Annotated in this window: 31 protein-coding genes and 2 pseudogenes; 2 read left to right on the top strand and 31 right to left on the bottom strand. The window is 39.5% G+C overall.

Annotation, left to right across the window (positions count from 1 at the left end):
• Positions 1–9: 9 nt before the first annotated feature.
• The 5 genes from PF027_RS00165 to PF027_RS00145 all read right to left on the bottom strand — a co-directional run bounded on the left by PF027_RS00165 (position 10) and on the right by PF027_RS00145 (position 6,789).
• The gene (locus tag PF027_RS00165) at positions 10–1,311 is read right to left on the bottom strand and encodes a CAP domain-containing protein (protein WP_270872637.1); all 1,302 of its coding nucleotides are present in this window, start codon (positions 1,309–1,311) and stop codon (positions 10–12) included.
• Positions 1,286–2,869 (bottom strand): phosphoenolpyruvate carboxykinase (ATP), encoded by a 1,584-nt coding sequence (gene pckA, locus PF027_RS00160; protein ID WP_270865768.1) that lies wholly within the window; start codon positions 2,867–2,869, stop codon positions 1,286–1,288. Before pckA ends, PF027_RS00165 begins: the two co-directional genes overlap by 26 nt.
• A 158-nt stretch (positions 2,870–3,027) precedes the next feature.
• On the bottom strand, positions 3,028–4,833 hold the full coding sequence (locus tag PF027_RS00155; protein WP_270872636.1) for a biotin/lipoyl-containing protein: 1,806 nt from the start codon (positions 4,831–4,833) through the stop codon (positions 3,028–3,030).
• 37 nt (positions 4,834–4,870) lie between these two features.
• A complete protein-coding gene (locus PF027_RS00150; protein WP_270858552.1) occupies positions 4,871–6,232 on the bottom strand; it encodes a TRAP transporter large permease in 1,362 nt (453 codons plus the stop codon).
• On the bottom strand, positions 6,232–6,789 hold the full coding sequence (locus PF027_RS00145) for a TRAP transporter small permease subunit (RefSeq protein ID WP_270872635.1): 558 nt from the start codon (positions 6,787–6,789) through the stop codon (positions 6,232–6,234). The genes PF027_RS00150 and PF027_RS00145 overlap by 1 nt, the downstream gene beginning before the upstream one ends.
• A 96-nt stretch (positions 6,790–6,885) precedes the next feature.
• Here PF027_RS00145 and PF027_RS00140 point away from each other — a divergent pair, with 96 nt between their 5' ends.
• Complete coding sequence (locus PF027_RS00140; protein WP_270872634.1) at positions 6,886–7,488, top strand: hypothetical protein; 603 nt, start codon at positions 6,886–6,888, stop codon at positions 7,486–7,488.
• Between the two features lie 11 nt (positions 7,489–7,499).
• Here PF027_RS00140 and PF027_RS00135 read toward each other — a convergent pair whose 3' ends face one another.
• Both PF027_RS00135 and PF027_RS00130 read right to left on the bottom strand, forming a co-directional pair.
• Positions 7,500–7,886: a type II secretion system protein gene (locus PF027_RS00135; protein WP_270872633.1), complete on the bottom strand. Its 387-nt coding sequence runs from the start codon at positions 7,884–7,886 to the stop codon at positions 7,500–7,502.
• Positions 7,887–7,931: 45 nt separating this feature from the next.
• Positions 7,932–8,708, bottom strand: a complete 777-nt coding sequence (locus PF027_RS00130; RefSeq protein ID WP_270867886.1) for a 3'(2'),5'-bisphosphate nucleotidase CysQ family protein — start codon at positions 8,706–8,708, stop codon at positions 7,932–7,934.
• 145 nt (positions 8,709–8,853) lie between these two features.
• Between PF027_RS00130 and PF027_RS00125 the strand changes: the two genes are divergently transcribed.
• Complete coding sequence (locus tag PF027_RS00125) at positions 8,854–9,531, top strand: DNA alkylation repair protein (protein WP_270867885.1); 678 nt, start codon at positions 8,854–8,856, stop codon at positions 9,529–9,531.
• Positions 9,532–9,558: 27 nt separating this feature from the next.
• On the opposite strand, the gene PF027_RS00120 is transcribed toward PF027_RS00125, so the two are convergent.
• The 24 genes and pseudogenes from PF027_RS00120 to PF027_RS00005 form a co-directional block, all read right to left on the bottom strand.
• Complete coding sequence (locus PF027_RS00120) at positions 9,559–11,274, bottom strand: DUF262 domain-containing protein (RefSeq protein ID WP_270872632.1); 1,716 nt, start codon at positions 11,272–11,274, stop codon at positions 9,559–9,561.
• 261 nt (positions 11,275–11,535) lie between these two features.
• The gene (gene infA / locus PF027_RS00115; protein ID WP_005869854.1) at positions 11,536–11,754 is read right to left on the bottom strand and encodes a translation initiation factor IF-1; all 219 of its coding nucleotides are present in this window, start codon (positions 11,752–11,754) and stop codon (positions 11,536–11,538) included.
• A gap of 14 nt (positions 11,755–11,768) precedes the next feature.
• Entirely contained in the window at positions 11,769–12,536 is a 768-nt protein-coding gene (map, locus tag PF027_RS00110; protein ID WP_270858558.1) for a type I methionyl aminopeptidase, read from the bottom strand.
• A gap of 1 nt (position 12,537) precedes the next feature.
• Complete coding sequence (gene secY, locus PF027_RS00105; protein ID WP_270858559.1) at positions 12,538–13,803, bottom strand: preprotein translocase subunit SecY; 1,266 nt, start codon at positions 13,801–13,803, stop codon at positions 12,538–12,540.
• On the bottom strand, positions 13,803–14,204 hold the full coding sequence (gene rplO / locus PF027_RS00100) for a 50S ribosomal protein L15 (RefSeq protein ID WP_270858560.1): 402 nt from the start codon (positions 14,202–14,204) through the stop codon (positions 13,803–13,805). Before rplO ends, secY begins: the two co-directional genes overlap by 1 nt.
• Before the next feature lie 12 nt (positions 14,205–14,216).
• Positions 14,217–14,660 (bottom strand): 30S ribosomal protein S5, encoded by a 444-nt coding sequence (rpsE, locus tag PF027_RS00095; RefSeq protein ID WP_270858561.1) that lies wholly within the window; start codon positions 14,658–14,660, stop codon positions 14,217–14,219.
• A gap of 15 nt (positions 14,661–14,675) precedes the next feature.
• On the bottom strand, positions 14,676–15,032 hold the full coding sequence (rplR, locus tag PF027_RS00090) for a 50S ribosomal protein L18 (protein WP_270865758.1): 357 nt from the start codon (positions 15,030–15,032) through the stop codon (positions 14,676–14,678).
• A gap of 10 nt (positions 15,033–15,042) precedes the next feature.
• Entirely contained in the window at positions 15,043–15,579 is a 537-nt protein-coding gene (gene rplF, locus PF027_RS00085) for a 50S ribosomal protein L6 (RefSeq protein WP_270858563.1), read from the bottom strand.
• A 76-nt stretch (positions 15,580–15,655) separates the two neighbouring features.
• Complete coding sequence (gene rpsH / locus PF027_RS00080; protein WP_270858564.1) at positions 15,656–16,051, bottom strand: 30S ribosomal protein S8; 396 nt, start codon at positions 16,049–16,051, stop codon at positions 15,656–15,658.
• 12 nt (positions 16,052–16,063) lie between these two features.
• Positions 16,064–16,249 carry a type Z 30S ribosomal protein S14 gene (locus PF027_RS00075; protein ID WP_270858565.1) on the bottom strand — a complete coding sequence of 62 codons (186 nt, stop codon included), beginning with the start codon at positions 16,247–16,249 and terminating at the stop codon, positions 16,064–16,066.
• Between the two features lies 1 nt (position 16,250).
• A complete protein-coding gene (gene rplE, locus PF027_RS00070) occupies positions 16,251–16,796 on the bottom strand; it encodes a 50S ribosomal protein L5 (RefSeq protein WP_270858566.1) in 546 nt (181 codons plus the stop codon).
• Positions 16,797–16,798: 2 nt separating this feature from the next.
• On the bottom strand, positions 16,799–17,032 hold the full coding sequence (rplX, locus tag PF027_RS00065) for a 50S ribosomal protein L24 (protein ID WP_270858567.1): 234 nt from the start codon (positions 17,030–17,032) through the stop codon (positions 16,799–16,801).
• Positions 17,032–17,400, bottom strand: a complete 369-nt coding sequence (rplN, locus tag PF027_RS00060) for a 50S ribosomal protein L14 (RefSeq protein WP_270858568.1) — start codon at positions 17,398–17,400, stop codon at positions 17,032–17,034. Before rplN ends, rplX begins: the two co-directional genes overlap by 1 nt.
• Positions 17,400–17,651 carry a 30S ribosomal protein S17 gene (gene rpsQ / locus PF027_RS00055; protein ID WP_270858569.1) on the bottom strand — a complete coding sequence of 84 codons (252 nt, stop codon included), beginning with the start codon at positions 17,649–17,651 and terminating at the stop codon, positions 17,400–17,402. The genes rplN and rpsQ overlap by 1 nt, the downstream gene beginning before the upstream one ends.
• A gap of 10 nt (positions 17,652–17,661) precedes the next feature.
• Positions 17,662–17,844: a 50S ribosomal protein L29 gene (gene rpmC, locus PF027_RS00050; RefSeq protein ID WP_270858570.1), complete on the bottom strand. Its 183-nt coding sequence runs from the start codon at positions 17,842–17,844 to the stop codon at positions 17,662–17,664.
• Complete coding sequence (gene rplP, locus PF027_RS00045) at positions 17,831–18,256, bottom strand: 50S ribosomal protein L16 (protein WP_270858571.1); 426 nt, start codon at positions 18,254–18,256, stop codon at positions 17,831–17,833. The genes rpmC and rplP overlap by 14 nt, the downstream gene beginning before the upstream one ends.
• Before the next feature lie 2 nt (positions 18,257–18,258).
• A complete protein-coding gene (rpsC, locus tag PF027_RS00040; protein WP_270858572.1) occupies positions 18,259–18,954 on the bottom strand; it encodes a 30S ribosomal protein S3 in 696 nt (231 codons plus the stop codon).
• Positions 18,955–18,973: 19 nt separating this feature from the next.
• A pseudogene (gene rplV, locus PF027_RS00035) lies at positions 18,974–19,285 on the bottom strand (50S ribosomal protein L22); the annotation flags it as partial.
• A 10-nt stretch (positions 19,286–19,295) separates the two neighbouring features.
• Entirely contained in the window at positions 19,296–19,577 is a 282-nt protein-coding gene (gene rpsS, locus PF027_RS00030; RefSeq protein ID WP_270877271.1) for a 30S ribosomal protein S19, read from the bottom strand.
• 2 nt (positions 19,578–19,579) lie between these two features.
• Entirely contained in the window at positions 19,580–20,410 is an 831-nt protein-coding gene (gene rplB / locus PF027_RS00025; RefSeq protein ID WP_270858574.1) for a 50S ribosomal protein L2, read from the bottom strand.
• A 1-nt stretch (position 20,411) separates the two neighbouring features.
• Positions 20,412–20,693: a 50S ribosomal protein L23 gene (locus tag PF027_RS00020; RefSeq protein WP_270858575.1), complete on the bottom strand. Its 282-nt coding sequence runs from the start codon at positions 20,691–20,693 to the stop codon at positions 20,412–20,414.
• A 1-nt stretch (position 20,694) separates the two neighbouring features.
• The gene (gene rplD, locus PF027_RS00015; RefSeq protein WP_270858576.1) at positions 20,695–21,309 is read right to left on the bottom strand and encodes a 50S ribosomal protein L4; all 615 of its coding nucleotides are present in this window, start codon (positions 21,307–21,309) and stop codon (positions 20,695–20,697) included.
• On the bottom strand, positions 21,306–21,884 hold the full coding sequence (gene rplC, locus PF027_RS00010) for a 50S ribosomal protein L3 (protein WP_270858577.1): 579 nt from the start codon (positions 21,882–21,884) through the stop codon (positions 21,306–21,308). The genes rplD and rplC overlap by 4 nt, the downstream gene beginning before the upstream one ends.
• Positions 21,885–21,895: 11 nt before the next feature.
• A pseudogene (locus tag PF027_RS00005) lies at positions 21,896–22,006 on the bottom strand (30S ribosomal protein S10); the annotation flags it as partial.

Below are 22,006 nucleotides of genomic sequence, written 5' to 3'. Positions count from 1 at the left end.
CAATAATCCTTAGAATAAATTTATAATTTTGCGTTTCAAACTAGAATTTTTTGGCTCGTCTGTTAGATACAAGCTCACCACCTCGCCATTATCCGTGCTGATTTCGAGCTTGGCGCCCCGCTCGCCAGTTACGCGCACCCTTAGCATATTTGTGGCGATATTTTGGATTTCGGGCTTGTCGATTGCGCCGTTGTAGCTGGTTTTGTAGTTTTTGACCTCATCGTTGCAATCTTTTGGCGCAAAAAATATATCGTAAAATTTGCCATTTTTTATGGCTAAATTCTCTCCGCCACCGACTATAAAATAGTCATATTTTGGGGTTTGAGTAGTGAAATTCCAGCGAATTTTATCTTGCTTTTCGCCCTGTTTATAGCTAAATTCCGCCGTGTAAGTAGCGTCGAATTTAAACACTTCCTTGCTAAAAAGCGCGAATTGTTTGTCGTTAAAACGCCTATTTGGATCGCTTTTTTTATCCAAAATTTTAATATCTTTAATCTCTGCTCCCTCGCTATCAAATAGCCTAAATTCGAGCATTTCCACAGGTTTGGCTTGGGGGTGAAATTCTATGCTAATGGGATTTGCTGTAATCGCGCACTCTGGCACAGGGTCAGGGAGCTCGTGGCTAAAAAATGCAAGTGCGGGCTCTTTGTTTGGATAATGCGCGTAAGGCGTGGTATTTAGCGATCTGGTGCGCTCGTAGTTTTCGTTTCGTATGGCAAGGCTTTTGTTTTTGCAAAGCCCTATGATAAATTTGCCGTCCCCACTCTGGCTCTTTCCGCCACCACAAATTTCCTCTAAATACTCATTTCCCATTTCATAGACATAGGCAGATTTCTCGCCCTGCTCGTAGTATCCCACGCCAAGAATATTTGCGTCAAATGTCAAAAACCCAAAACGATGATAAATCGCGCTTAATAGCCCGTCGATTGAGGCCTTGATATCGTGGGCGTTGTAAGAGAGATTTTCTACCACGCCTGAATTAAATCCCACGCTAAATGCGCGATCACTTGGGGTTTTGCCGCTAAATTCAGCCCTTCCTTCGCTCTCATCGTGGGTGATTTCATCGTTTGTAACGACATATTTGGCGTGATTTAGCGCAGCCTTGTCTAAAAGCGAATTTGGCGCAAATGGGTTTAAATTCGAGCTTTGGCGGATATAGTTTATGTAGTTTATCGGCGTATCATAAAAAGAAAAACCGCTTTTACTAGGAAGCGGTTCTTTTAAATTCGCAGGCTCGCCTTTGCAACCCAAAAACAAGCCCGCAGTGCCTAACAAAAGCCAAATTTTAAGCTTTTGGGCCGGCTTTTGCATACTCTACGCCCTCTTTGACATCTTCGTAGCGTTTGAAATTTTCTACAAACATTTTCGCAAGTTTCTCGCGAGTTTTTGCGTATTCATCAGCATTTTCCCAAGTGTTAGCCGGATTTAGAAGTTTTGTCTCAACGCCAGCTAACTCTTTTGGAACGGCTAGATTAAATTTTTCAAAATTTTCAAATTCGCATTTTGTGATACTTCCATCAAGGATTGCATTTATACAAGCACGAGTTGCCTTTATACTCATGCGTTTGCCAACGCCATAAGCACCGCCGCTCCAACCTGTATTTACTAGATATACATTTACGCCGTGTTTGTCGATTTTCTCGCCTAGAAGTTTTGCATAAACTGTCGGGTGAAGTGGCATAAACGGCTCACCAAAACAAGCACTAAAAGTTGCAACTGGCTCAGTAATTCCTCTTTCAGTTCCTGCGACTTTGGCAGTATATCCGCTTAGGAAATAATACATCGCTTGTTCTTTTGTAAGCTTCGCAACAGGCGGTAAAACGCCAAAAGCATCAGCGCTTAGGAAAATGATATTTTTTGGGTGTCCTGCGCTTAGGCTTGGTTCGTGGTTTGCGATATGCTCGATTGGGTAGCTTACACGGGTATTTTCTGTCTTGCTACCATCAGCGTAATCGACCTTGCCGTTTGCGTCAGCTACGACATTTTCTAAAAGTGCGTTGCGTTTAATCGCACCATAAATTTCAGGCTCTGAGCTTGGATCGAGATTTATACATTTTGCGTAGCAACCACCCTCGAAGTTAAACACGCCCTCATCATCCCAGCCGTGCTCATCATCGCCGATTAGCGCGCGGTTTGGATCGGTAGAGAGCGTAGTCTTGCCAGTGCCTGATAGTCCGAAAAATAGCGCAGTGTCGCCGCCAGCTCCGACATTTGCTGAGCAGTGCATTGACATTTTGCCCTCTAATGGTAGCCAGTAATTCATCATAGAAAAAATTCCTTTTTTCATCTCGCCACCATACCAAGTTCCACCGATGACTGCGACATTTTCCTCGACATTAAAGATTACAAAAACATCTGAGTTTAGCCCGTCTTTGGCGTAATCCTCATTTACGCATTTGCAAGCGTTATAAACCACGAAATCTGGGTGGAAATTTGCTAACTCATCATCGCTTGGGCGGATAAACATGTTTTTTACGAAATGTGCTTGCCATGCTACTTCGGTTACGAAACGCACGCTTTTGCGACTTTTTAGACTAGCGCCACAATACGCGTCTTGGACATAGATTGATTTGTTTGAAAGCTGATTTTTGGCCTTTGCTAGAAGTTTATCAAAAAGCTCTTTGTTAATCGGTTGATTGATTTTGCCCCAGCTGATATATTTCGCGCTTGGATCTTGCTTTACAAAATACTTGTCTTTTGGGCTTCTGCCTGTAAAAATGCCAGTATCGACCATAAAGGTGCCATTATCGCTTACCTTGCCCTCGTTTGCGCGTTTTTCGTGCTCGAAAAGCTCATCATAGCTAAGATTATAAAAAATTTCTTTTTCACCGCTAATTCCTAGTTTTTCAAAATCATTTGGAATTCTCATCTTAAATCCTTTTTTAAAAAATTATAAATAAGTAATTATATCGAAATTTGATTAACCTTTATTAGGATTGTGGAATTTGAAGTAAATTTATCGTTTTTGTAAATTTAAAAAGGGGCGAAACCCGCTAAATTCCGCCCCTGTGGTAGTTAAATTTAAAATTATTTTAAGTGGATTAATGGGTCATCTGCATCGACGCTTTGACCTTGGAATACCAAAATTTCAGCGACTTCGCCGTCTCTTGGGCTTTCGATGTTTATCTCCATTTTCATAGCTTCTAGCACGACTACGGTTTGACCAGCTACGACTTTTTCGCCAGGTTTGACTAAAATTTTAAACACATTACTTGGCAGGCTAGCCACAATATCATCGCTATTTGCACTTGATTTCGCCTCAGTTTTGGCCTCGCTAGGCTCTGCCATGCCAATGCTGACATTGTAACTATCGCCATTTACTAAGACCTTATTTCCGCTAAATTCCACTGCATAGGCTTTGCCATTGACATTAATGTCAAATTTATCAGATTTTGCCTTTTTCTCACCGCCCTCGCTAGATTCTTTTGCTTCGTTTTTGCGGATCATTACCTTGCCCTCGCCTTTTAAGAAGGCAATGCCCTTTTCACGGCACGCAAGAGCGATAAAAATATTTTCCTCGCTTGGTTCGATATTTTCATCTTCTAGCTGTTTTTTAGCATAAGCAATACTCTTTGTCTCGTCCAAATCAGCCAAATCAACGGCATTTTTGGTAGTAGGCTCTAAGCCAAGCTGCTCGCTAGCTAATCTTACGACCTCGCTATCAGGGGCAACTGGGGTTTTGCCAAAGTATCCAAGCACCATTTTGCCGTATCCATCAGCGATTTTTTTCCACTCTCCAAACATTACATTATTAAATGCTTGTTGGAAATAAAATTGACTTACAGGCGTTACGCTCGTGCCATAACCGCCCTTTTCGACGACTTCGCGCATAGCTTTGATGACAGAGGGGAATTTATCCATGATTTTGTTATCGCGCATCATTTGCGTATTTGCAGTTAGCGCGCCACCTGGCATAGGCGAAAATGGGATTATTGGGCTTACCATTGTCGCTTCTGGCGGCAAGAAATAATCCCTCAAACAATCCTCCAAAACCTCTTCGTATTTTAAAATTTTCTCAGCGTCAAAGCCGAAATCAAAATTTTGCCCCTTTGTCGCGTGTAAAATCGTCAAAATATCTGGTTGGCTTGTGCCTCCGCTGACTGGATACGCAGCTAGATCAATTCCATCGACGCCTGCTGCTAGGGCTGCTTGATAGCAAGCCACGCTAACGCCAGCTGTTTCGTGAGTGTGAAGTCTGATATGAATATCGTTTCCTAGGAGTTTGCGCGCTCTTCTTACGGTCTCAAAAACCTTTTGTGGGCTTGAAGTTCCGCTAGCATCTTTGAAACAAACGCTATCAAAAGGAATACCAGCCTCTAAAATTTTGCGTAAAATTCCAGCATAAAATTCAGGATCATGCGCGCCAGAGCAACGAGGTGGTAAATCCATCATAGTAACGGTAATTTCGTGTTTTAATCCATGCGCCTTGATACGCTCGCCACTATATTTTAAATTTTCGACATCATTTAAGGCGTCAAAATTTCGAATAGTCGTAGTTCCGTGTTTGGCAAAGAGTTTGGCATGCATGTCTATCATTTCGCGCGAACCAGTATCAAGCGTAACGGTATTTACGCCTCTGGCTAGGGTTTGCAGGTTTGCCTCGTCTCCCACGGTTTCGCGGAATTTATCCATCATCGCAAACGCGTCTTCGTTTAGATAAAAATACAGACTCTGAAATCTAGCTCCACCGCCAAATTCAAAGTGTCTAATCCCAGCCTCTTTTGCCGCGCTCACTGCTGGCAAAAAGTCCTTCATCGCTACACGCGCACCAAAGACAGATTGGAAACCATCGCGAAATGTAGTGTCCATAACATCAATAAATTTTTTGCTCATGCTAACTCCTTTAAAATAATTCTAAATTCTACAATTTCTAGCCTAAAAAAGCTTTTAATCCAAAAATTTCTGGATAAATCGCAAGGGCGAAAAGAACTAAAATTTGAAGCCCGATAAACGGCAACACTCCACGATAAATGTCTGTCGTGCGCACTGATTTTGGCGCGACACCTTTTAGGAAAAATATCGAAAATCCAAAAGGTGGCGTCATAAATGATGTTTGTAAATTTACAGCGATTAGTATCGCAAACCAAACTGGATTTATATTCATCGCTTCGACTATCGGGAATAAAATCGGCAAAATGATATATGAAATTTCAACATAATCAAGGAAAAAGCCCAAAATTATGATAACAATCATAGTTAGCGCGATAAATCCCCACTCTTTGCCAGGAAGCGCGTGCATGAAATCCTCCACGACATAGTCCCCGCCCGTGTATGAAAAAATCATAGAAAAGGCTGTTGCGCCCATTAAAATCATAAAAACCATGCCCGAAATTTTCACGCTTTGGCGAAGTGCGTCGTAAAGCAAAGAAAATGAAAATGTGCGGTATAAAAATGACAAAATTATCGCGCCCACACAGCCCACCGATGAACTTTCTGTCGGAGTTGCGATACCGCCAAAGATAGAGCCTAAAACTAGCAAAATCAGCACAAAAACAGGCACGACATTTTTTAGAGCATTAAAAATTTGGCGAGCTTTGGTTTCATCATCGATTTTAGGAAGTTCGGGTGCGCAGTCTTTTTTGGCATACGAGATTATGAGGATAAAAACTATATAAAGCCCCACCAAAACAAGCCCCGGCACGATAGCTGCGGAAAATAGCTCGCCTACTGATACTGAAAAAACATCGCCTAAAATGATTAGCACGATTGAGGGCGGAATAATCTGTCCAAGCGTGCCAGAAGCTGCGATAGTGCCGGTGGATAGGGCTTTGTCGTAGCCGTATTTCATCATCACAGGCAGGCTAATAATACCCATAGCGATCACGCTAGCACCCACAATCCCAGTCGTAGCCGCTAAAAGCGCACCCACCAAAACAGTGCTAATCGCTACGCCACCGCGAACCCCGCCAAATAAAAACGCCATTGACTCCAAAAGCCTCTCAGCTAGGCGCGTTTTTTGCAAAATCATACCCATTAAAATAAAAAGCGGAACCGCGATTAGAAGCTGATTTTCCATAATCGAGTAAATTCGGTTTGGCATAAGAGAGAAAAACTGATTGCTCATTTCGCTTATAGCCTCTGTAAAAACCTCGCTTCCCTCGGCGTATTCCCACGCCTCACTCACGCCGTAAATAAATCCAAAAATCACCGCCACAGCCCCAAATGTAAAGGCTACCGGAAATCCCAAAAGCAGCATAAAAAGCGCTGCGCCAAACATTATAATCCCTATCATCACACAGCCTTTGCGCTAGAATTTTCATCTAAAAATTCGCCGTGGTGGTTATGGATTAGCGAATTTATATTTTTTATCAAAAACCCAAACGAATAAATAAACAAAAAGACATAAGATAGGCTAATAAATGATTTGATTATCCATAAATTCGTTAATCCGCCAGGATTTGGGCTGGATTCTTTGCTCTCGTAGGCTTCGAGCGCGAAATCTAGCGAAAAATACGCCACGAGCGCCACAAATGGCAAGATAAAAAAGATTGTGCCTAAAATATTGATAATCGCCTTTGTTTTGGGGCGAAATTTTTCATATAGCACATCGACCCTGACATGGGAATTTTGCTGTAAAGTATAGGTTGAGCCGAACAAAAACATCGCCGAAAACAGCCACCAGCTAATCTCTTGCATAGCCACAGAATTCGCGCTTGGAAAAAGATAGCGCGCAACGACATTGTAAAAAACGCAAAGGACTAAAAGGGCTAAAAAAACAATGCTAAAAAAACCTAAAATTTTCGCAAAACTATCGAAAATTTTTTCTAAAATTTGGAGATTTTTCCTCAAATTTGAACCTTTTTATAATAAATTTCAAAATAAACTTGCGATTTTATCGAAATTTAGCGCAAAAAATAATAAAATAACGAGCAAAAAAGGATAAAAATGGATTTAAAATTTAATAATAAATATTCTCGCAAATTTCTGCTATTTTGCGCAGTTTGGGCGGGTTTGTGGGTTTGCTTTTCATACTGCTTTTTGCAAAATTTCTTGTTTATGTATCCTGAAATTTTCAGCGCTAGGCTTAGGTTTGATCTGTGCGTTTTAGCTCTGGGCGTGATTTTTGTGGCATTTAGTAAGAATAGCCTAAGCACGATTTGTGGGTATTTTTTATGGTTTTATGGCGCGCTTGGCGGGCTAATTTGTGCGAAAAGCCTATCGTATCTACACAAAGCAGTGCGCGCTAGTAGCGATATGGACGGCATGATGAACTGCGCTGGGGCGAATAAATTTTTGAGTTTTGATTTAAATAGAATTTCGCTTTTTAAATCATATAATTCTTGCGCTTTTGATATACCCACACCGCCTGCAAATTTCGAAATCAGCGGTATGCGCGCGAATTTAATTAGCGCCTATAATGACGGCTGGTATCTTTTTGTAAGCTCAAAAAGCCTAAGTTTGCCTACGCTTTGGTTTATTGTATTTGGATTTTTTGCTTTTGTCTGTGTTTTGGGAGTAGTTTTGGGATTTATCAGGCGCAGGGGATAGCCCCTGCGGAGTTATTGAACGATAATTAGCGCATCGGAGCTATACATATCTTCAAGCGAAGATAATCCGCTCATCGCCCAGACCTTTTTGCATAATCCGTCATAGCCTTTTGTAAGGATAATTTGCTTCTCATCAACGATTTCATAAGTAGCACAAACATCGTTTCTAATCTTAATCGGGTTTGTAACATTTGTCATCGTTGCGATAGAAGAAGTATAATGCGCTTGCGATGTGTAATACGCCATCAAATCGCTAAGAGATGTCGTGATATTGTTCATCGTTTTGACAATCTCTGCGTCGTCTCTGGTAGCAGCCAGTCTAGGGATAGCTACCGCCGCCAAGATACCCAAAATAACAATCACGAAAATTAATTCGATCATTGTAAAAGCCTGTTTCATTTTTTATCCTTTGATAAAAATTTTGCAGGCGTATTCTACCACAATCTATAAATTTTTCGCAAATTCTACCATTTTTGATAATAAATTTATTGTATTTGCATCGACGACGATGTAGTGATTATTTATCAGACTTTTGCCGTTATACAGCGGAGCGACACCTGTTTTGAGGTCGATTATCGCGCCACCGCTTTGGTGGATTATAAAATCCCCAGCCGCGATATCCCACAGCGAACAATCGCTAAACCTACCATACGCGCTCGCCCCGTTTTCTGCCATTATGCAAAATTTCAGCGCAGAGCCAAGCCTAGTAAATTCAAGCCCAAATTCCTCGCAAAACGGCATGTATTTTGAGCCTCTGCCATTTCGGCCTATCATAAAGGTCTTTGGCGAATCTGGTTTTCGCTCGATTTTTTCGCCATTTTTATAGACGATGCCACCGCCATTACTGCTATACACATCGCCACTTACAGGCGATGAAATCACCGACAAAATCGGCCTTCCGTCCTCTATCAGCGCGATACAAACGCAAAATTCGCCATTTCGCGCGATGAATTCCTTCGTCCCATCAAGCGGATCGACTAGCCAAAACCTCTTCGCGCTCATGCGCTCATCTGCGCTCATCACGCTCTCTTCGGAGCAAATCGCAATCCCACTAGGTGCTAGCGTGCTTACAATCGCCTCGTTTGCAGCCAAATCCGCGGTTGTTAGCGGAGATTTGTCCTCTTTGACATAGACATCAAATTTCTCATAATGCTCCATAATCGCCTTATTTGCACGCTTCGCCGCAACCACGGCTAAATTCAAAAGTTCATCTTTATTCATTTTCGCCTCCAAAAATAAGCGGTAAGAAATTGTTGTAATCGTGGAATTGAAAGATTTAGTATTTTAGCACAACAAAGCTTTAAAAAAGCTAGATTAAATTTTAAGGGCAAAATTTATAAAATTTTTGCAAATTCAAGGGGCAAAAATGGAAATTTTAGAGAATTTGCGAAATTTAAGCGATAAAAAATACGCTAAATTTAGCGCGAAAATTCTGCCGGGAGCGCGAATTTTGGGCGTGAAAATGCCACATTTACGCGCGCTTGCAAAGCAGGTTTTGCATGAAAAAAGCGAGAGTGAAATTTTAGAATTTATCCGCGCCAAGGGCGAATTTAGCGAAGAAATGACCCTGAAAGCGATTTTGATAAATTCGCTAAAAATCAGCGAAAAAAATCGCATAAATTTGGCGCGAGATTTTATCCCTCGTATCACAAACTGGGGCATTTGCGATACATTTTGCGCTAAACGCAAAAACGATTTAGAGCTTTGGCGGGAATTTACGCTTGGGTTTAGGGAGGCTAGGGGCGAGTTTGAGAAGCGGTTTTTTTATGTAAATTTGCTGGTAAATTTCGTAAATTCGCGGGATTTGGCGCTTTTGCTAGATACTGCGCGCGCTGAGCGAAGCGAGAAATACTATGTCAAAATGGGGGCAGCGTGGGCACTGTGCGAATTCGCCGTGAAATTTGAGGGTGAAATTTATGAGTTTTTGCAGGGGTATAAAAACGAAAAAATCAAAAATCTTACGATTAAAAAAATCTGCGAAAGCCTGCGTTTCACCGAGCAAAGCAAGGCAAAATTTAAGGCATTAAAATCCGCGAAATCCTAAATTTCGCGGAAAATTTAGATTTTAAATTTATTGTGCCCACTGATTAAATTTTTCTTTTACAAATTTTACGATTTCGCCGTTTCGCTCGATAATATTTTCAGGTTTCCACTCGTTATAATTTTTATCAATTCCATTTGTTATCGCCACTTTTGATTTTGCATACTCGGTTTTTTTCTTGTCAAAATACCCATTACTCGCCATAATATTTAACTTTTTTTCAAGTGGCGTAAGATTACCAATATTCCACAACAGCTCTTTTAATTTCGCATCCGTCCAGCCCAAAGTTTGCTCGATATAGGTGTTTTGCCATTTTTGCGGAAAAATGTGTTCTAGCTCCCAACGCTCGGGCAAAATCTCGGTTTGATTTGCCATTTCGTATGCCACAAACAAAACCAAAGCATAGCGCAAATTTACATGTGGCGCGATAATTTTTCCCTTTAAGATATTTTCTTCATCGCCCAAAATTTCTTTAAAATCAAATTTCGGCTCTGCGTTATTTGTGATTTCTACATTTAGCTTCAAAACAGGCGCTTTAATCGAATTTATAGCATGTTCTATGCTATATCTTTGAAAAATACTCACAAACAATTTTCGCAAAAATTTCAAATACAAATTTTCGAAATTTGGACTGTTTTTGTGCGTCAAATAATATATTATACTAGGATATTTCCACCACTCGTTATTTGTAAGCACAAGGAGAGAAAAAACCTGTTTTATCTGCAAATTTTCGCTCCAAACCTCATCATCAATATCTTTCAAATCCTTGCTAAATTTTAAAATTTTCAAAATTTGGCGTAAATTTTCGAGCAAATCATCATCTCTTAAAAATTCGGGTTTCTTTTTTAATAAATACGAGCGAAGTTTTGGCGTCGTGGTGTCTTTATCATCAGCTTTTGCCCTTAGATAAAACATATACATATAAAATAAATTTTGCATTTTTTCATTTGCTAGCTCAGTTTCGTTTTCTAAAATTTTCCACTCTTGGATAAATTTTACTTTTTTATCATCATCTAAATTTTTGTAAATTTTCCCCTTAAAAATGTCAGCATCGCTTAGTGGCATACCGCGGTCGTTTAGGGTGTTAAATATCGTAAGAGCGGTATCTTGGGTTTTGGCTTTGATTGGGATTATGGTTGTGTAATTTAAAAGATTGTTTATGAAATAATAAATCGCTTTTGGGTCTGAATTTTGCGAAATAAACTCATCGTATAATTTAGAAAAGCTCTCATAATTTTTGCTGTAATTATCCTTTGCCCCGTTTTGCGTTTTACCAGTTTTTAAAATTTGATGAAATGTGTGGTTTTGACTATCTGATACGACATCAGATCTAATCAATATATCGTCTTTATCGACTTGCCCAGTCATTTCGTTTTTTATGAAAAGTAGTGGCTCGATTTTATTTATAAAATTCAAACCCTCAGGCGTCGTAATCTCGCTAGTGGATAATTTTTCGTAAATTGCTCGCAAAAGTAGCATTATCGAGGTTAGGCGTTGTTGTCCGTCGATGATTTCTTTTTCGCCATTGTCATTGACAAAATAAACAATCGTGCCTAAAAAATATGTTTCTTGGGTTTTATCTTTGATTTTATCTATTGTAAAATCTTTTAAATCACTAAATAAAGCTTCGATTTGATCGAACCCCCAAGCATAAGGTCTTTGATACTCTGGGATTAGAATTTTCTCTTTTTGCGTGGTCTGCAAAAATTCAGCAATAGTTTTAAACTCGTCAAAAACAGCTGCCATTTTTCATCCTTTAAAAAATTTTCATCTAATTATACGGGGGGGGGTTAGAGTTAGCTGAAATTTGGCGAATTTACGGAGTAGAATTTTGAAATTTGCGTAGAATTTCAAAAAAAACAAAATTTTAAAATTTAGGTGAAATTTGGAAGCTAAAATTTTAAAATTCAGACAAAATTTAAAAGCAAAAATTTAAGAATTTGGGTTAAATTTTAAAAGCGAAATTTTAAAATTTAACCACTTGGTTAAATTTTACAAATGCAAAATTTATTTGTAGCGATAAGTGATTCTGCCCTTATCAAGGCTGTATGGCGTAAGCTCGACTTTGACGCGATCGCCTGGCATGATTTTGATATAGTGCATACGCATTTTGCCTGCGATATGGCACAAAATCACATGCTTGTTATCAAGCTCGACCTTAAATGTCGCATTTGGCAACGCCTCGATCACATTGCCATCAATCTCAATGACATCATCTTTTGCCATTAAATTTTCTCCTTTTAATCTTTCAAGCTTTTGCTTAGAATTTCGACTTTGTTATTTACCACAGCCAAGCAATGCTCATAATGAGCCGTCCTAAGCCCGTCTTTGCTCGTCGTCGTCCATTTATCTGCGCCCACGACTGGGGTGCCGTCTTTTTGGCAAATCATCGGCTCGATACAAAACACCATGCCGTTTTTGATTTTTGGTCCTGATTTTGGATTGTTGCCTTCTAAATAATTTGGGATTTCAGGCTCTTCATGCGGTTTTTTGCCGATTCCATGCCCGCAAAATCCATATAGTGGCACATATCCACGCGCTCTGATAAATTGCTCGATAGCTAGGCATAGCTCTTTGAAGTGCATGCCGACCTTTATCGTGTCGATAGCATGATACAACGCGTCTTTGCTACATGCGATGAGCTCTTCGTCTGATTTTGAAATTTTGCCAATCGGCAAAGTGCGCGCACTATCGCCGTAATATCCATTTAAGCGAGAACCTAGATCGATGCCTAGTATGTCGCCCTCTTTTAGGATAGTGTTATCAGGTATGCCATGGATTATAACTTCGTTTAGCGAAAGACAAGCTGCGTTTGGGAAACCATAAAGCCCTTTAAATGCTGGATACGCGCCCTTGCTCGTGATAAAATCATCGATTTTTTTATCCACTTCTAAAAGCGTCATACCAGGTTTTATGAATTCTTCCGCGTAATCAAGGGCAGCGGCGACGATTTTATTCGCCGCCCGCAAACCCTCTAAATCTTTTTGATTTTTGAGTAAAATTGCCATTTTATAGTCCAACGGCACTTAGGGTTTGGTATTTGTTCATATACACTTGCGCTTCGATTCTTCTCATAGTATCAAGTGCGACCGATACTACGATTAGCACGCTCGTGCCACCGAAATAAAATGGAACACCCATAAATTTGACTAGCAACCATGGAATAACAGTCACCAAGCCTAGATAAATCGAACCCCAAAATGTAAGGCGAGATGCAACATCGTTTAGAAATGTCGCTGTGCCCTCACCTGGACGAATTCCAGGGATAAATCCACCTTGTTTTTTCAAATTTTCGCTGATATCTTTGGAATTAAACGCGATTGAAGCGTAAAAATACGCAAAAAATACAACTAAAATAAATGTCAAAAGATTAAAGAAATAGCTACTTGGATTGATAAAGTCAGCTACTTTTTGGACAAAAGAATTTGTGCTAGCAGTCAAAATCGTGCTAGGAAACATCAATACCGCACTAGCGAAAATCGGCGGAATAACACCGCTTAAATTTAGCTTGATTGGCACATAATTCATAATGCGTTTGTTTTGGTTCGCCATTAAAATTTTGCGAGGAAACGAGATTGGAATCCTGCGCTCGCCTAGCTCGACATACAAAATCGCCGCGATTGTAGCAAAAATAATTAAGGCGATTGCGATTAATTTTAAGATATTAAGTTCGCCATTATTTACGAGCTGAACTGTGCCGCCGATCGCCGTTGGTATCGCGCTAACAATACCGGCAAAGATGATTAAGCTCGTGCCGTTTCCAACACCTCTTTGAGTAATCTGCTCGCCAATCCACATCAAAAGCATAGTTCCTACAAGCATAGAAATACACGAAATAAATATAAATTCGTTTGTATTTTCTGCCATGATAGCCTTCGCGCCATTTACGCCCGTAATGCCCTGCAAACCGATACTAACACCGATTGCTTGCACAAGTGCAATAGCGATTGTAGCGTAACGAATAATTTGCATATATTTTTGCATACCGTCGCGCTCTTTTTTTAGTTTGCCTAAATTTGGAAATGTAGCAGATAATAGCTCCATAATAATCGAAGCTGTAATGTATGGCATAATGCCCAGCGAAATGACGCTAAATCTTTCGACCGCGCCACCGCTAAACATATTAAACATACCAAAGGCATTGTCTTTGTTTGTATTGAAAAATTCTTTTATCACCTCAACATCAACGCCCGGCACTGGCACATAAGCCAGTAGCCTGAAAGCAAATAGAAAACCCAATGTAATGAGTATCTTGTTGCGAAGTGTTTTGTTCATTAGTTTTGTCCGCTAAATTTTACATTTTCGTCTTTTATCTTACTAGCAAGATCTTTTGCGCTTGCACCGATAAGTTTTACTACTTTTACAGAGCTAGACATTTTATGAACAGTTCTGATAGTATCAACTGTAATCTCGCTTAGCTCTTTTACAGCTGAAATTTTTTCTACATTGATTACATAAGGTTTTTCAAATCTTGAATAAAAACCAACTTTTGGTAATCTTCTTTGAAGTGGTTGTTGGCCACCCTCAAAACCTCTTTTTTCATGTGAGCCAGTGCGCGCAGTTTGACCTTTGCCACCGCGACCTGCTGTTTTGCCAAGACCGCTACCTTGACCACGACCTAGTCTTTTGGTGCTATGAGTAGAGCCTGGTGCTTTTTGAAGATTTTCTAATCCCATCTTAAATCCTTGTTAGTGTTTTAGCATGCTAAGAGCCTTCATTGTAGCTCTTACGACATTTGATGAGTTGTTTGAACCAAGAGACTTAGTCAAAATATCTTTAACGCCTGCAAGTTCTAAAACAGGGCGAACAGATCCGCCTGCGATTACGCCGGTACCTTCGCTAGCTGGTTTAAGCAAAATTCTACTAGCGTTGTATTTAACCTCTACATCGTGAGTGATTGTCGAACCGTTTAATTTAACCTCGATGATGTTTTTAAACGCATCATCTACGGCTTTTTTAATCGCGTCTGGAACCTCTTTTGATTTTCCAAAACCAAAGCCAACTAAACCATTTCTATTACCAACAACGATTAGGGCAGTAAATCTAAATCTTCTACCACCTTTTACGACCTTTGTAACCCTACCGATATTAACGATTACTTCTTCGAATTCTTCTCTATTATATTTTTCCACGATAATTCCTTTGGTTTATAGTTTGATGCCGTTTTCGCGTAACGCATCAGCAAAACTTACAATCACTCCGTGATATAAATAACCGTTTCTATCAAAAAGCGCCTCAGAAATGCCTTTATCTTTTAGCTTAGCAGCCAAATCTTTGCCAAGGCTAGCAGCGCCTTCTTTGTTTGCTTTCACACCCAAAGTTTTACCGCTGGCAGCGCATATTGTTTTTCCCTCAACATCATCGATTACTTGCGCATAAACTGTTCTATTTGATTTGAAAATAGAAATTCTAGGGCAAGAGCTAGTGCCGGAAATTTTTGCACGAATTCTTCTTTTTCTCTTAATTCTTAGAGCTATTTTTCTTTTTAATACATTTGCTGTCATTTCTCAACCCTTATTTTTTAGATGTTTTACCGGCTTTGCGGATAATATGCTCTTCGACATATTTTACACCTTTGCCTTTGTATGGCTCAGGTGGTCTAAATCCTCTAATCTCAGCAGCGACTTGACCAACTTTTTGTTTATCGTCGCCTTTGATTGTGATGATGTTTTTATCTACTGAAATTTCAATACCTGCTGGTGAATCGAAATTTATCGGATGAGAAAAACCCAAATTTAGCTCTAAGACTTTGCCTTTCATCGCAGCTCTGTAACCAACGCCGTTGATTTCAAGCTGTTTTGTAAAGCCGTCAGTTAGGCCAATAACGATGTTGTTAGCTAGCGCACGGTATGTTCCCCAATACGCTCTGCTTTGTCTATCTTCACCTTTTGGTGAAAACGAAATTTGGCCATCTTCGATTTTAACATCGACATTGCCCTTTAAATCAAGGACTCTTTCGTTGTTTGCTTTTTTAAATTTTAAAGATGAACCATCGATTTTTACCTCTACTCCGTTTGGAATAGAGATAGGTTTTTTACCAATTCTTGACATAATTTTCCTTTTTATTTGTCTAGGGTATGACTACTTTTACGAATGGATACCACAATGCCATAAAAAGTAGAACTTTTTACCAAATAGTGCAAAGCACTTCGCCGCCAACGCCAGCTTTACTAGCTTCGATACCGCTCATAACGCCTTTGCTAGTGCTAACAACTACTGTTCCATAACCATTTTTAAATCTTTTGATCTCGTCTTTACCTTGATAAACACGACGACCTGGTTTTGAAACTCTTTTTACTTCGTTGATTACACTTCTGCCTTTTTCATCATATTTTAAAACAACATTGATGAATTTTTTGTTTCCCTCTTCTACTACATTGTAGCTCTCGATATAGCCCTTTTGAGCTAAAATTTTAAGAGTAGCCTCTACAACATTTGAGTGAAACAATTTAGCAGTGTCTAAGCGTCTCATAGCTGCATTTCTAATGCGGGTTAATCCGTCTGAAATAAGATCATTTACCATATCTACTCCTTCTTACCAGCTAGCTTTTTTAAGGCCAGGGATTAGACCCTCATTAGCCATTTTTCTTAAACATACACGGCAAATTCCAAAATCTCTATAAACAGAGTGCGGACGACCGCAAATTTGGCATCTTGTATATGCACGAGAGCTGAATTTAGCAGGGCGTTTTGCCTTAGCTATCATTGATTTTTTTGCCATATTACTTTCCTTTTGCGAAAGGCATGCCAAATAATTCTAGCAATTTAAACGCCTCTTTATCGCTATTTGTTGTAGTTACGATTGTAATGTTCATACCGTGAGTTCTTAGGATATTATCATACTCTACCTCAGGGAACATTAATTGCTCTTGCAAACCGAAGTTATAGTTACCGCGACCATCAAAGCCATTGCGTGCAACACCACGGAAGTCTTTTACTCTTGGTAATGCGATTGAGATAAGTTTATCAAAAAACGCATACATTTGCTCTTTGCGCAATGTAACCATAATACCGACAGGAAATCCCTCTCTGACTTTAAAACCAGCAACTGATTTTTTTGCATTTACAATAAGTGCTTTTTGACCTGCAATCAAAGAGATTGTATCAGCCATATTTTGAAGCACTTTTTGATCTTTGCCAGATTCGCCTACACCAACGCTAATTACGATTTTTTCAAGTGCCGGAATTAGCATAGGATTTTTTATATCAAATTCTTTTTGTAAAGCTGGTCTAATTGACTCAACATATTTAGTTTGTAATCTGTTCATAATCAACCCTCAACCAATGCGACATTTGAAATATCCATAGGCATTTCTTTGTTTGTGAAACCGCCGCTTGGATTTTGCTCAGTTGGTTTAACAGCTTTTTTAGCTATTTTACAACCCTCAACTATAACTTGTGATTTTTTAGGGAAAACAGCTTTTACAACGCCAGTTTTGCCTTTATCATCACCTGCGATAATTTTTACTTGATCGCCTTTTTTAATCTTAAATTTCACTGCCATTATAGAACCTCCGGAGCCAATGAAACGATTTTCATAAAACCGCCGTATCTGACTTCTCTACCGATTGGGCCAAAAATACGAGTGCCAATCGGCTCTTTTTTTGCATCCAAAATTACAGCTGCATTTTCATCAAATCTAATCAAAGAGCCATTTCCTCTGTGAAGCTCTTTTTTTGTTCTAACGACGACGGCTTTTACAACTTGACCGCGTTTAATCTTGCCATTTGGTAGAGCTTTTTTTACAGAACAAACTATAATATCGCCTACTGTTGCATAGCGGCGTTTGCTACCACCCAAAACTTTAATACACATAAGTTCTTTTGCACCGCTGTTATCAGCTACTGCAAGTCTTGTAAAACTTTGTATCATTATTCAACTCCTGTTTTCAAAACCGCTTTTAAGCGAAATGTTTTTTTCGCACTAAGTGGTCTGCACTCAACTGCTGATATAGTATCGCCGATTTTGACGATATTGTTCTCGTCATGGATAAGATATTTTTTAAATCTTTTGACGATTTTTCTATATCTTGGGTGGATAACTCTTCTCTCTACCAAAATAGTAGCAGTTTTATTGCCCGCTTTTTTTACGACTACGCCTTGAATTTCTCTTTTAAATGCCATAACTCTATCCTTATTTTGCTTTTATAGCAGTATTGATTCTAGCGATATCTTTTTTGATCGCACGAATTTCATTAGGATTGCTTAACTGCATTGTTTTAAGCTTTTGCTTAGCCGTAAATAAAAGCAACTTATTATCTTTTAACATCTTATTTAGCTCAGCTAAATCTTTATCTTTCAAATCAGTATATTTCATTTTCGCTATCCCTAGTTACAATTTTTGTTTTGAAAGGTAATTTGTGGATTGATAGCGTAAGAGCTGCTCTTGCTTGCTCCTCACTTACACCAGTCATCTCGAAAATCATTCTGCCTGGTTTGATATTCATTACCCACTCTTCTACACCAGCTTTACCTTTACCCATACGAGTTTGTAGAGGTTTTTTAGTAAGTGGTTTATCAGGAAATACCTTAATCCAAATTTTAGCTTGGCGATTTACATAGCGAGTCATCGCGATACGAGCTGCTTCGATTTGGCGTGAATTAATTCTACCTGCTTCAACAGCTTTGATACCAAAATCACCAAATGTCAAAGCATTACCGCGAGTTGCGTAGCCGCGATTGCGACCTTTCATCATCTTACGATATTTTGTTCTTTTAGGCATCAACATGGCTATTTACCTCTTCTTGTTCTGCGTGGTTTTTTAGAAGCTTCTTCTGTTTTTTCAGCTTGAATTCCTTTTTGCAAAATTTCGCCTTTGAAAATCCAAACTTTAATACCGATATTTCCGTATGTAGTATGAGCCTCAGCAAAACCATAATCGATTTTTGCTCTTAGAGTGTGAAGTGGAACGCGTCCTTCTAAATACCACTCTGTGCGAGCCATTTCAGCGCCACCTAAGCGGCCAGAAACCGAAATTTTAATACCTTTTGCGCCTGCTTTTTGCGCACCTTGAATTACTTTTTTCATAGCGCGTCTAAATGCAACTCTGCGCTCTAATTGCATAGCTACATTTTCAGCTGCCAAAAGTGCATTAGCGCCGACTTTGCGCTCTTCTTTGATGTTTAAATTCACATCTTTATTTACTAGTTTAACAACTTCGGCTCTTAAATTCTCTACTTCGCCACCTTTTTTACCGATGATAACACCTGGGCGAGCTGCAACGATAGTTACGCGAACTTTTTTAGCTGTTCTTTCAACAAGAATTTGGCTAATTCCTGCGTAATAAAGTTTAGCTTTTAGGAATTTACGGATTTTGTAATCCTCGCCGATGTTTTCTGATAGTGTTGATTTAGCAGGAAACCATCTTGATTCCCAGTTTCTATTGATACCTAGTCTTAAACCAATCGGATTAACTTTTTGTCCCATACTACGCTTCCTTACTTGGTTTTGCTACTTCAACGCTAATGTGTGAAGTTGGCTTTCTGATTCTGCTTGCTGTTCCACGAGCGCGTGGTCTAAATCTTTTTAGAACTGGACCAGCATCTACGCGACAACTTTTTACTATAACTTCCTCTGGTTCAAAACCGCCATTAGCAACTGCGCTTGAAATAGCAGTAGCGATATATTTTGCACCACGATTTGGAGTAAATTCCAATGTAGCAAGTGCAAATTCAGCGTTCATGCCTTGAACTTGTTTTGCGATAAGTCTTGCCTTAGTCGGTGAAAGGCGAACAAATTTGATAGTTGATTTACTCATTTATTTCCCCTTATTTACCGATTTTCTTTTGAACTGAGCCTTTGTGGCCTTTGAAAGTTCTAGTAGGAGCAAACTCACCTAATTTATAACCAATGTGGTGTTCTGTAACATACACTGGGATAAAATTTTTGCCATTATGCACATTAAATGTTAGTCCAATCATATCAGGAACGATTGTGCTGCGTCTTGACCAAGTTTTAATTGGTTTGTTATCGTTAGCAGCCTTTGCAACTACTACTTTTTTCATTACATGATCATCTACGAAAGGACCTTTTTTAAGCGATCTAGCCATTTTTATTTTCCTTTCTTTCTAGAAATTATAAGCTTATCACTAGCTTTTTTACGACGAGTTTTCGCACCTTTTGTAGGTTTGCCCCATGGAGTAACTGGGTGACGACCTGAATTTTTCTTGCCTTCACCACCACCGTGTGGGTGATCTACTGGGTTCATAGCAGAACCTCTGGTTTGTGGGCGAATTCCTCTGTGGCGATTGCGACCAGCTTTTCCTAGAACGACATTGGCCCAGTCTTCGTTGCCAACAACGCCGATAGTAGCCATACACTCAGCCAAAACTCTTCTCATCTCGCCTGATGGTAAGCGTAGGATTACATATTTTTCCTCTTTACCCATTAGTTGAGCATATCCACCAGCTGAACGAGCCATTTGAGCACCTTTGCCAGGTTTTAGCTCGATATTGTGCAAGATAGTTCCAACTGGGATACTTTTCATTTTCATTGCGTTGCCCGGTTTGATATCTAGTCCAGCCTCAGCAGAAGCAACGACATCGCCTACATTTAATTCATTTGGTCTAATGATATAGCGTTTCTCGCCATCAGCATAAGAGATCAAAGCGATTCTACAATTTCTGTTTGGATCGTATTCGATAGCCTCTACTTTACCTGGGATTCCAAATTTTCTTCTTTTGAAATCGATAATTCTGTAAAGTTTGCTAGCACCAGCTTCTTTATGGCGGCTTGTAATGCGACCATTATTGTTTCTACCAGCAGCGGCTGGGATTTTTACAAGTAGGCTTCTAACGCTTGCTTTTGCAGTGATATCATCGCTGCTAAGGCCTGTCATAAATCTTCTACTTGGAGTATATGGTTTGTATGTTTTAATCGCCATCTTACGCCTCCGCATTTTCTAGGGTTGCACCCTCTGGAAGTTTGACATAAAATTTCTTTACATCATCTCTTACGCCTAATCTTCCTCTAAATCTTTTAACTTTACCATCTTGGCGCAATGAATTTACTTTTACAGGCACGATGCCAAAGTATTCTTTCAAAACGCTTTTTAGTCCATTTTTAGTCATTGACGGACTTGTTTGGATAACAACTACGCCACTTTCTTGTAGGCCAAGAGACTTTTCTGTATAAAGTATAGTTTTGATATCTGTTATATCTGCCATTTTAGTCCTCTTTCACCAATGTTTCAAATGCAGCTTTTTCGCATACGATTGAGCTATATACTGCAACCAAATAAGCATTTACTTCGCTAGCATCAACTACATAGCAATTTTTCAAATTTCTGTATGCTAAAAGTGTTTGTGCATCTAGCTCGTTTTTAACGATTAAAGCATCTCTTACACCTAGTTTTTCGATAAATTTAGCAGCGTCTTTTGTTTTGCCGCTTTCTACGCTTAGGTTATCGAAAACATAAAATTTGCCCTCGTTTGCTTTTTCGTTCATAGCAAATTCAAGCGCAAGGCGTTTTTGTTTTTTATTGACTTTTTGCTCATAGTTTCTGTTGTTTGTCGGACCAAATGCAACCGCACCGCCAACCCAAACATTTGTTCTAGTCGAACCAGCTCTTGCACCGCCACGACCTTTTTGACGCCATGGTTTTTTGCCACCACCGCTAACTTCTGAACGACCTTTTGTTTGTGCCGTATTTGCACGAAGTGAAGCAAGGTAAGATTTTACATATAAATATAAATTGTGCGAATTTACCTCTGCATATTTTGCAGGAAGTTCGATTTCGCTAGCTTTTTCTAATTTTTCATTAAGAACGCTTACTTTACTCATTTTACTATCCTTATTCTGCCCATTGCACCATTAAATCCTGGGATAGAACCTTTTACTACCAAAATTTTATTCTCAGCATCGAAGCTTACTATCTCGTTTTTAGCAGTGATTGTCTCATTGCCTGTGTGACCTGCCATTCTCATACCTGGTTGGACGCGACCTGGCCACTCGCAGTTTCCGATAGAACCTGGTCTTCTGTGGAAGCGTGAGCCATGAGCTGCTGGACCGCCAGAGAAACCGTGGCGTTTGATAACACCTTGGAAACCTTTACCTTTTGAAGTAAAAGTAACTTTTACGATTTTAGCCGAGCTTAATACTTCTGTGCTTTGATCGCCAACCTCAGCATTTTCGACATTTAGTGTCGCGAATTTGTTAAATTCTTTGCTTAGGCTATATTTTTTCTGAATTCCTGCGATAGATTTGTTGTATGCTTTGCCGTTAGCGTAAGCTACGATAGCTTGCTTGTCGTTGCATACTTCGCAAATTTTAGTATTAATAAGCTTTAAAAGCGTTACAGGCGTGCTTTTGATGCCGACTGTTCTACTCATGCCTATTTTTTCTACGATATATTCCATACTTTAACTCCTTATTTGCCCATCGCATGAACTTCGACATTAACTTCTGGGGCTAAGTCAAGTTTAGTTAGCGAATCAACTGTATCAGGGGTTGCCGCTACGATATCTAGCATACGAGCGTG

This window comes from Campylobacter sp. VBCF_01 NA2, assembly GCF_027797205.1.
Taxonomy (GTDB): domain Bacteria; phylum Campylobacterota; class Campylobacteria; order Campylobacterales; family Campylobacteraceae; genus Campylobacter_B.
Note: the sequence above shows the minus strand (reverse complement) of the source record. Positions and strands in the feature narration are given on the sequence as shown.

What these genes read in the sequence shown, in the direction of transcription:
- pckA (WP_270865768.1), bottom strand. Translation starts at nt 2,869, where the DNA reads ATGAGAATTCCAAATGATTTTGAAAAACTAGGAATTAGCGGTGAAAAA.
- rplX (WP_270858567.1), bottom strand. Translation starts at nt 17,032, where the DNA reads ATGGCAGTGAAATTTAAGATTAAAAAAGGCGATCAAGTAAAAATTATC.
- rpmC (WP_270858570.1), bottom strand. Translation starts at nt 17,844, where the DNA reads ATGAAATATACTGATTTGAAAGATAAAGATTTAGCTGAGCTAAATAAG.
- PF027_RS00155 (WP_270872636.1), bottom strand. Translation starts at nt 4,833, where the DNA reads ATGAGCAAAAAATTTATTGATGTTATGGACACTACATTTCGCGATGGT.
- rplD (WP_270858576.1), bottom strand. Translation starts at nt 21,309, where the DNA reads ATGAGTAAAGTAAGCGTTCTTAATGAAAAATTAGAAAAAGCTAGCGAA.
- rplE (WP_270858566.1), bottom strand. Translation starts at nt 16,796, where the DNA reads ATGAACAGATTACAAACTAAATATGTTGAGTCAATTAGACCAGCTTTA.
- PF027_RS00020 (WP_270858575.1), bottom strand. Translation starts at nt 20,693, where the DNA reads ATGGCAGATATAACAGATATCAAAACTATACTTTATACAGAAAAGTCT.
- rplF (WP_270858563.1), bottom strand. Translation starts at nt 15,579, where the DNA reads ATGTCAAGAATTGGTAAAAAACCTATCTCTATTCCAAACGGAGTAGAG.
- PF027_RS00140 (WP_270872634.1), top strand. Translation starts at nt 6,886, where the DNA reads ATGGATTTAAAATTTAATAATAAATATTCTCGCAAATTTCTGCTATTT.
- PF027_RS00135 (WP_270872633.1), bottom strand. Translation starts at nt 7,886, where the DNA reads ATGAAACAGGCTTTTACAATGATCGAATTAATTTTCGTGATTGTTATT.
- secY (WP_270858559.1), bottom strand. Translation starts at nt 13,803, where the DNA reads ATGAACAAAACACTTCGCAACAAGATACTCATTACATTGGGTTTTCTA.
- PF027_RS00125 (WP_270867885.1), top strand. Translation starts at nt 8,854, where the DNA reads ATGGAAATTTTAGAGAATTTGCGAAATTTAAGCGATAAAAAATACGCT.
- PF027_RS00075 (WP_270858565.1), bottom strand. Translation starts at nt 16,249, where the DNA reads ATGGCAAAAAAATCAATGATAGCTAAGGCAAAACGCCCTGCTAAATTC.
- rpsH (WP_270858564.1), bottom strand. Translation starts at nt 16,051, where the DNA reads ATGGTAAATGATCTTATTTCAGACGGATTAACCCGCATTAGAAATGCA.
- rplR (WP_270865758.1), bottom strand. Translation starts at nt 15,032, where the DNA reads ATGACAGCAAATGTATTAAAAAGAAAAATAGCTCTAAGAATTAAGAGA.
- rplP (WP_270858571.1), bottom strand. Translation starts at nt 18,256, where the DNA reads ATGTTGATGCCTAAAAGAACAAAATATCGTAAGATGATGAAAGGTCGC.
- rplB (WP_270858574.1), bottom strand. Translation starts at nt 20,410, where the DNA reads ATGGCGATTAAAACATACAAACCATATACTCCAAGTAGAAGATTTATG.
- rpsS (WP_270877271.1), bottom strand. Translation starts at nt 19,577, where the DNA reads ATGGCTAGATCGCTTAAAAAAGGTCCTTTCGTAGATGATCATGTAATG.
- rplO (WP_270858560.1), bottom strand. Translation starts at nt 14,204, where the DNA reads ATGGGATTAGAAAATCTTCAAAAAGCACCAGGCTCTACTCATAGCACC.
- PF027_RS00165 (WP_270872637.1), bottom strand. Translation starts at nt 1,311, where the DNA reads ATGCAAAAGCCGGCCCAAAAGCTTAAAATTTGGCTTTTGTTAGGCACT.
- PF027_RS00150 (WP_270858552.1), bottom strand. Translation starts at nt 6,232, where the DNA reads ATGATAGGGATTATAATGTTTGGCGCAGCGCTTTTTATGCTGCTTTTG.
- PF027_RS00130 (WP_270867886.1), bottom strand. Translation starts at nt 8,708, where the DNA reads ATGAATAAAGATGAACTTTTGAATTTAGCCGTGGTTGCGGCGAAGCGT.
- map (WP_270858558.1), bottom strand. Translation starts at nt 12,536, where the DNA reads ATGGCAATTTTACTCAAAAATCAAAAAGATTTAGAGGGTTTGCGGGCG.
- rpsC (WP_270858572.1), bottom strand. Translation starts at nt 18,954, where the DNA reads ATGGGACAAAAAGTTAATCCGATTGGTTTAAGACTAGGTATCAATAGA.
- rplC (WP_270858577.1), bottom strand. Translation starts at nt 21,884, where the DNA reads ATGGAATATATCGTAGAAAAAATAGGCATGAGTAGAACAGTCGGCATC.
- infA (WP_005869854.1), bottom strand. Translation starts at nt 11,754, where the DNA reads ATGGCAAAAGATGATGTCATTGAGATTGATGGCAATGTGATCGAGGCG.
- rplN (WP_270858568.1), bottom strand. Translation starts at nt 17,400, where the DNA reads ATGATACAAAGTTTTACAAGACTTGCAGTAGCTGATAACAGCGGTGCA.
- rpsQ (WP_270858569.1), bottom strand. Translation starts at nt 17,651, where the DNA reads ATGGCATTTAAAAGAGAAATTCAAGGCGTAGTCGTAAAAAAAGCGGGC.
- PF027_RS00120 (WP_270872632.1), bottom strand. Translation starts at nt 11,274, where the DNA reads ATGGCAGCTGTTTTTGACGAGTTTAAAACTATTGCTGAATTTTTGCAG.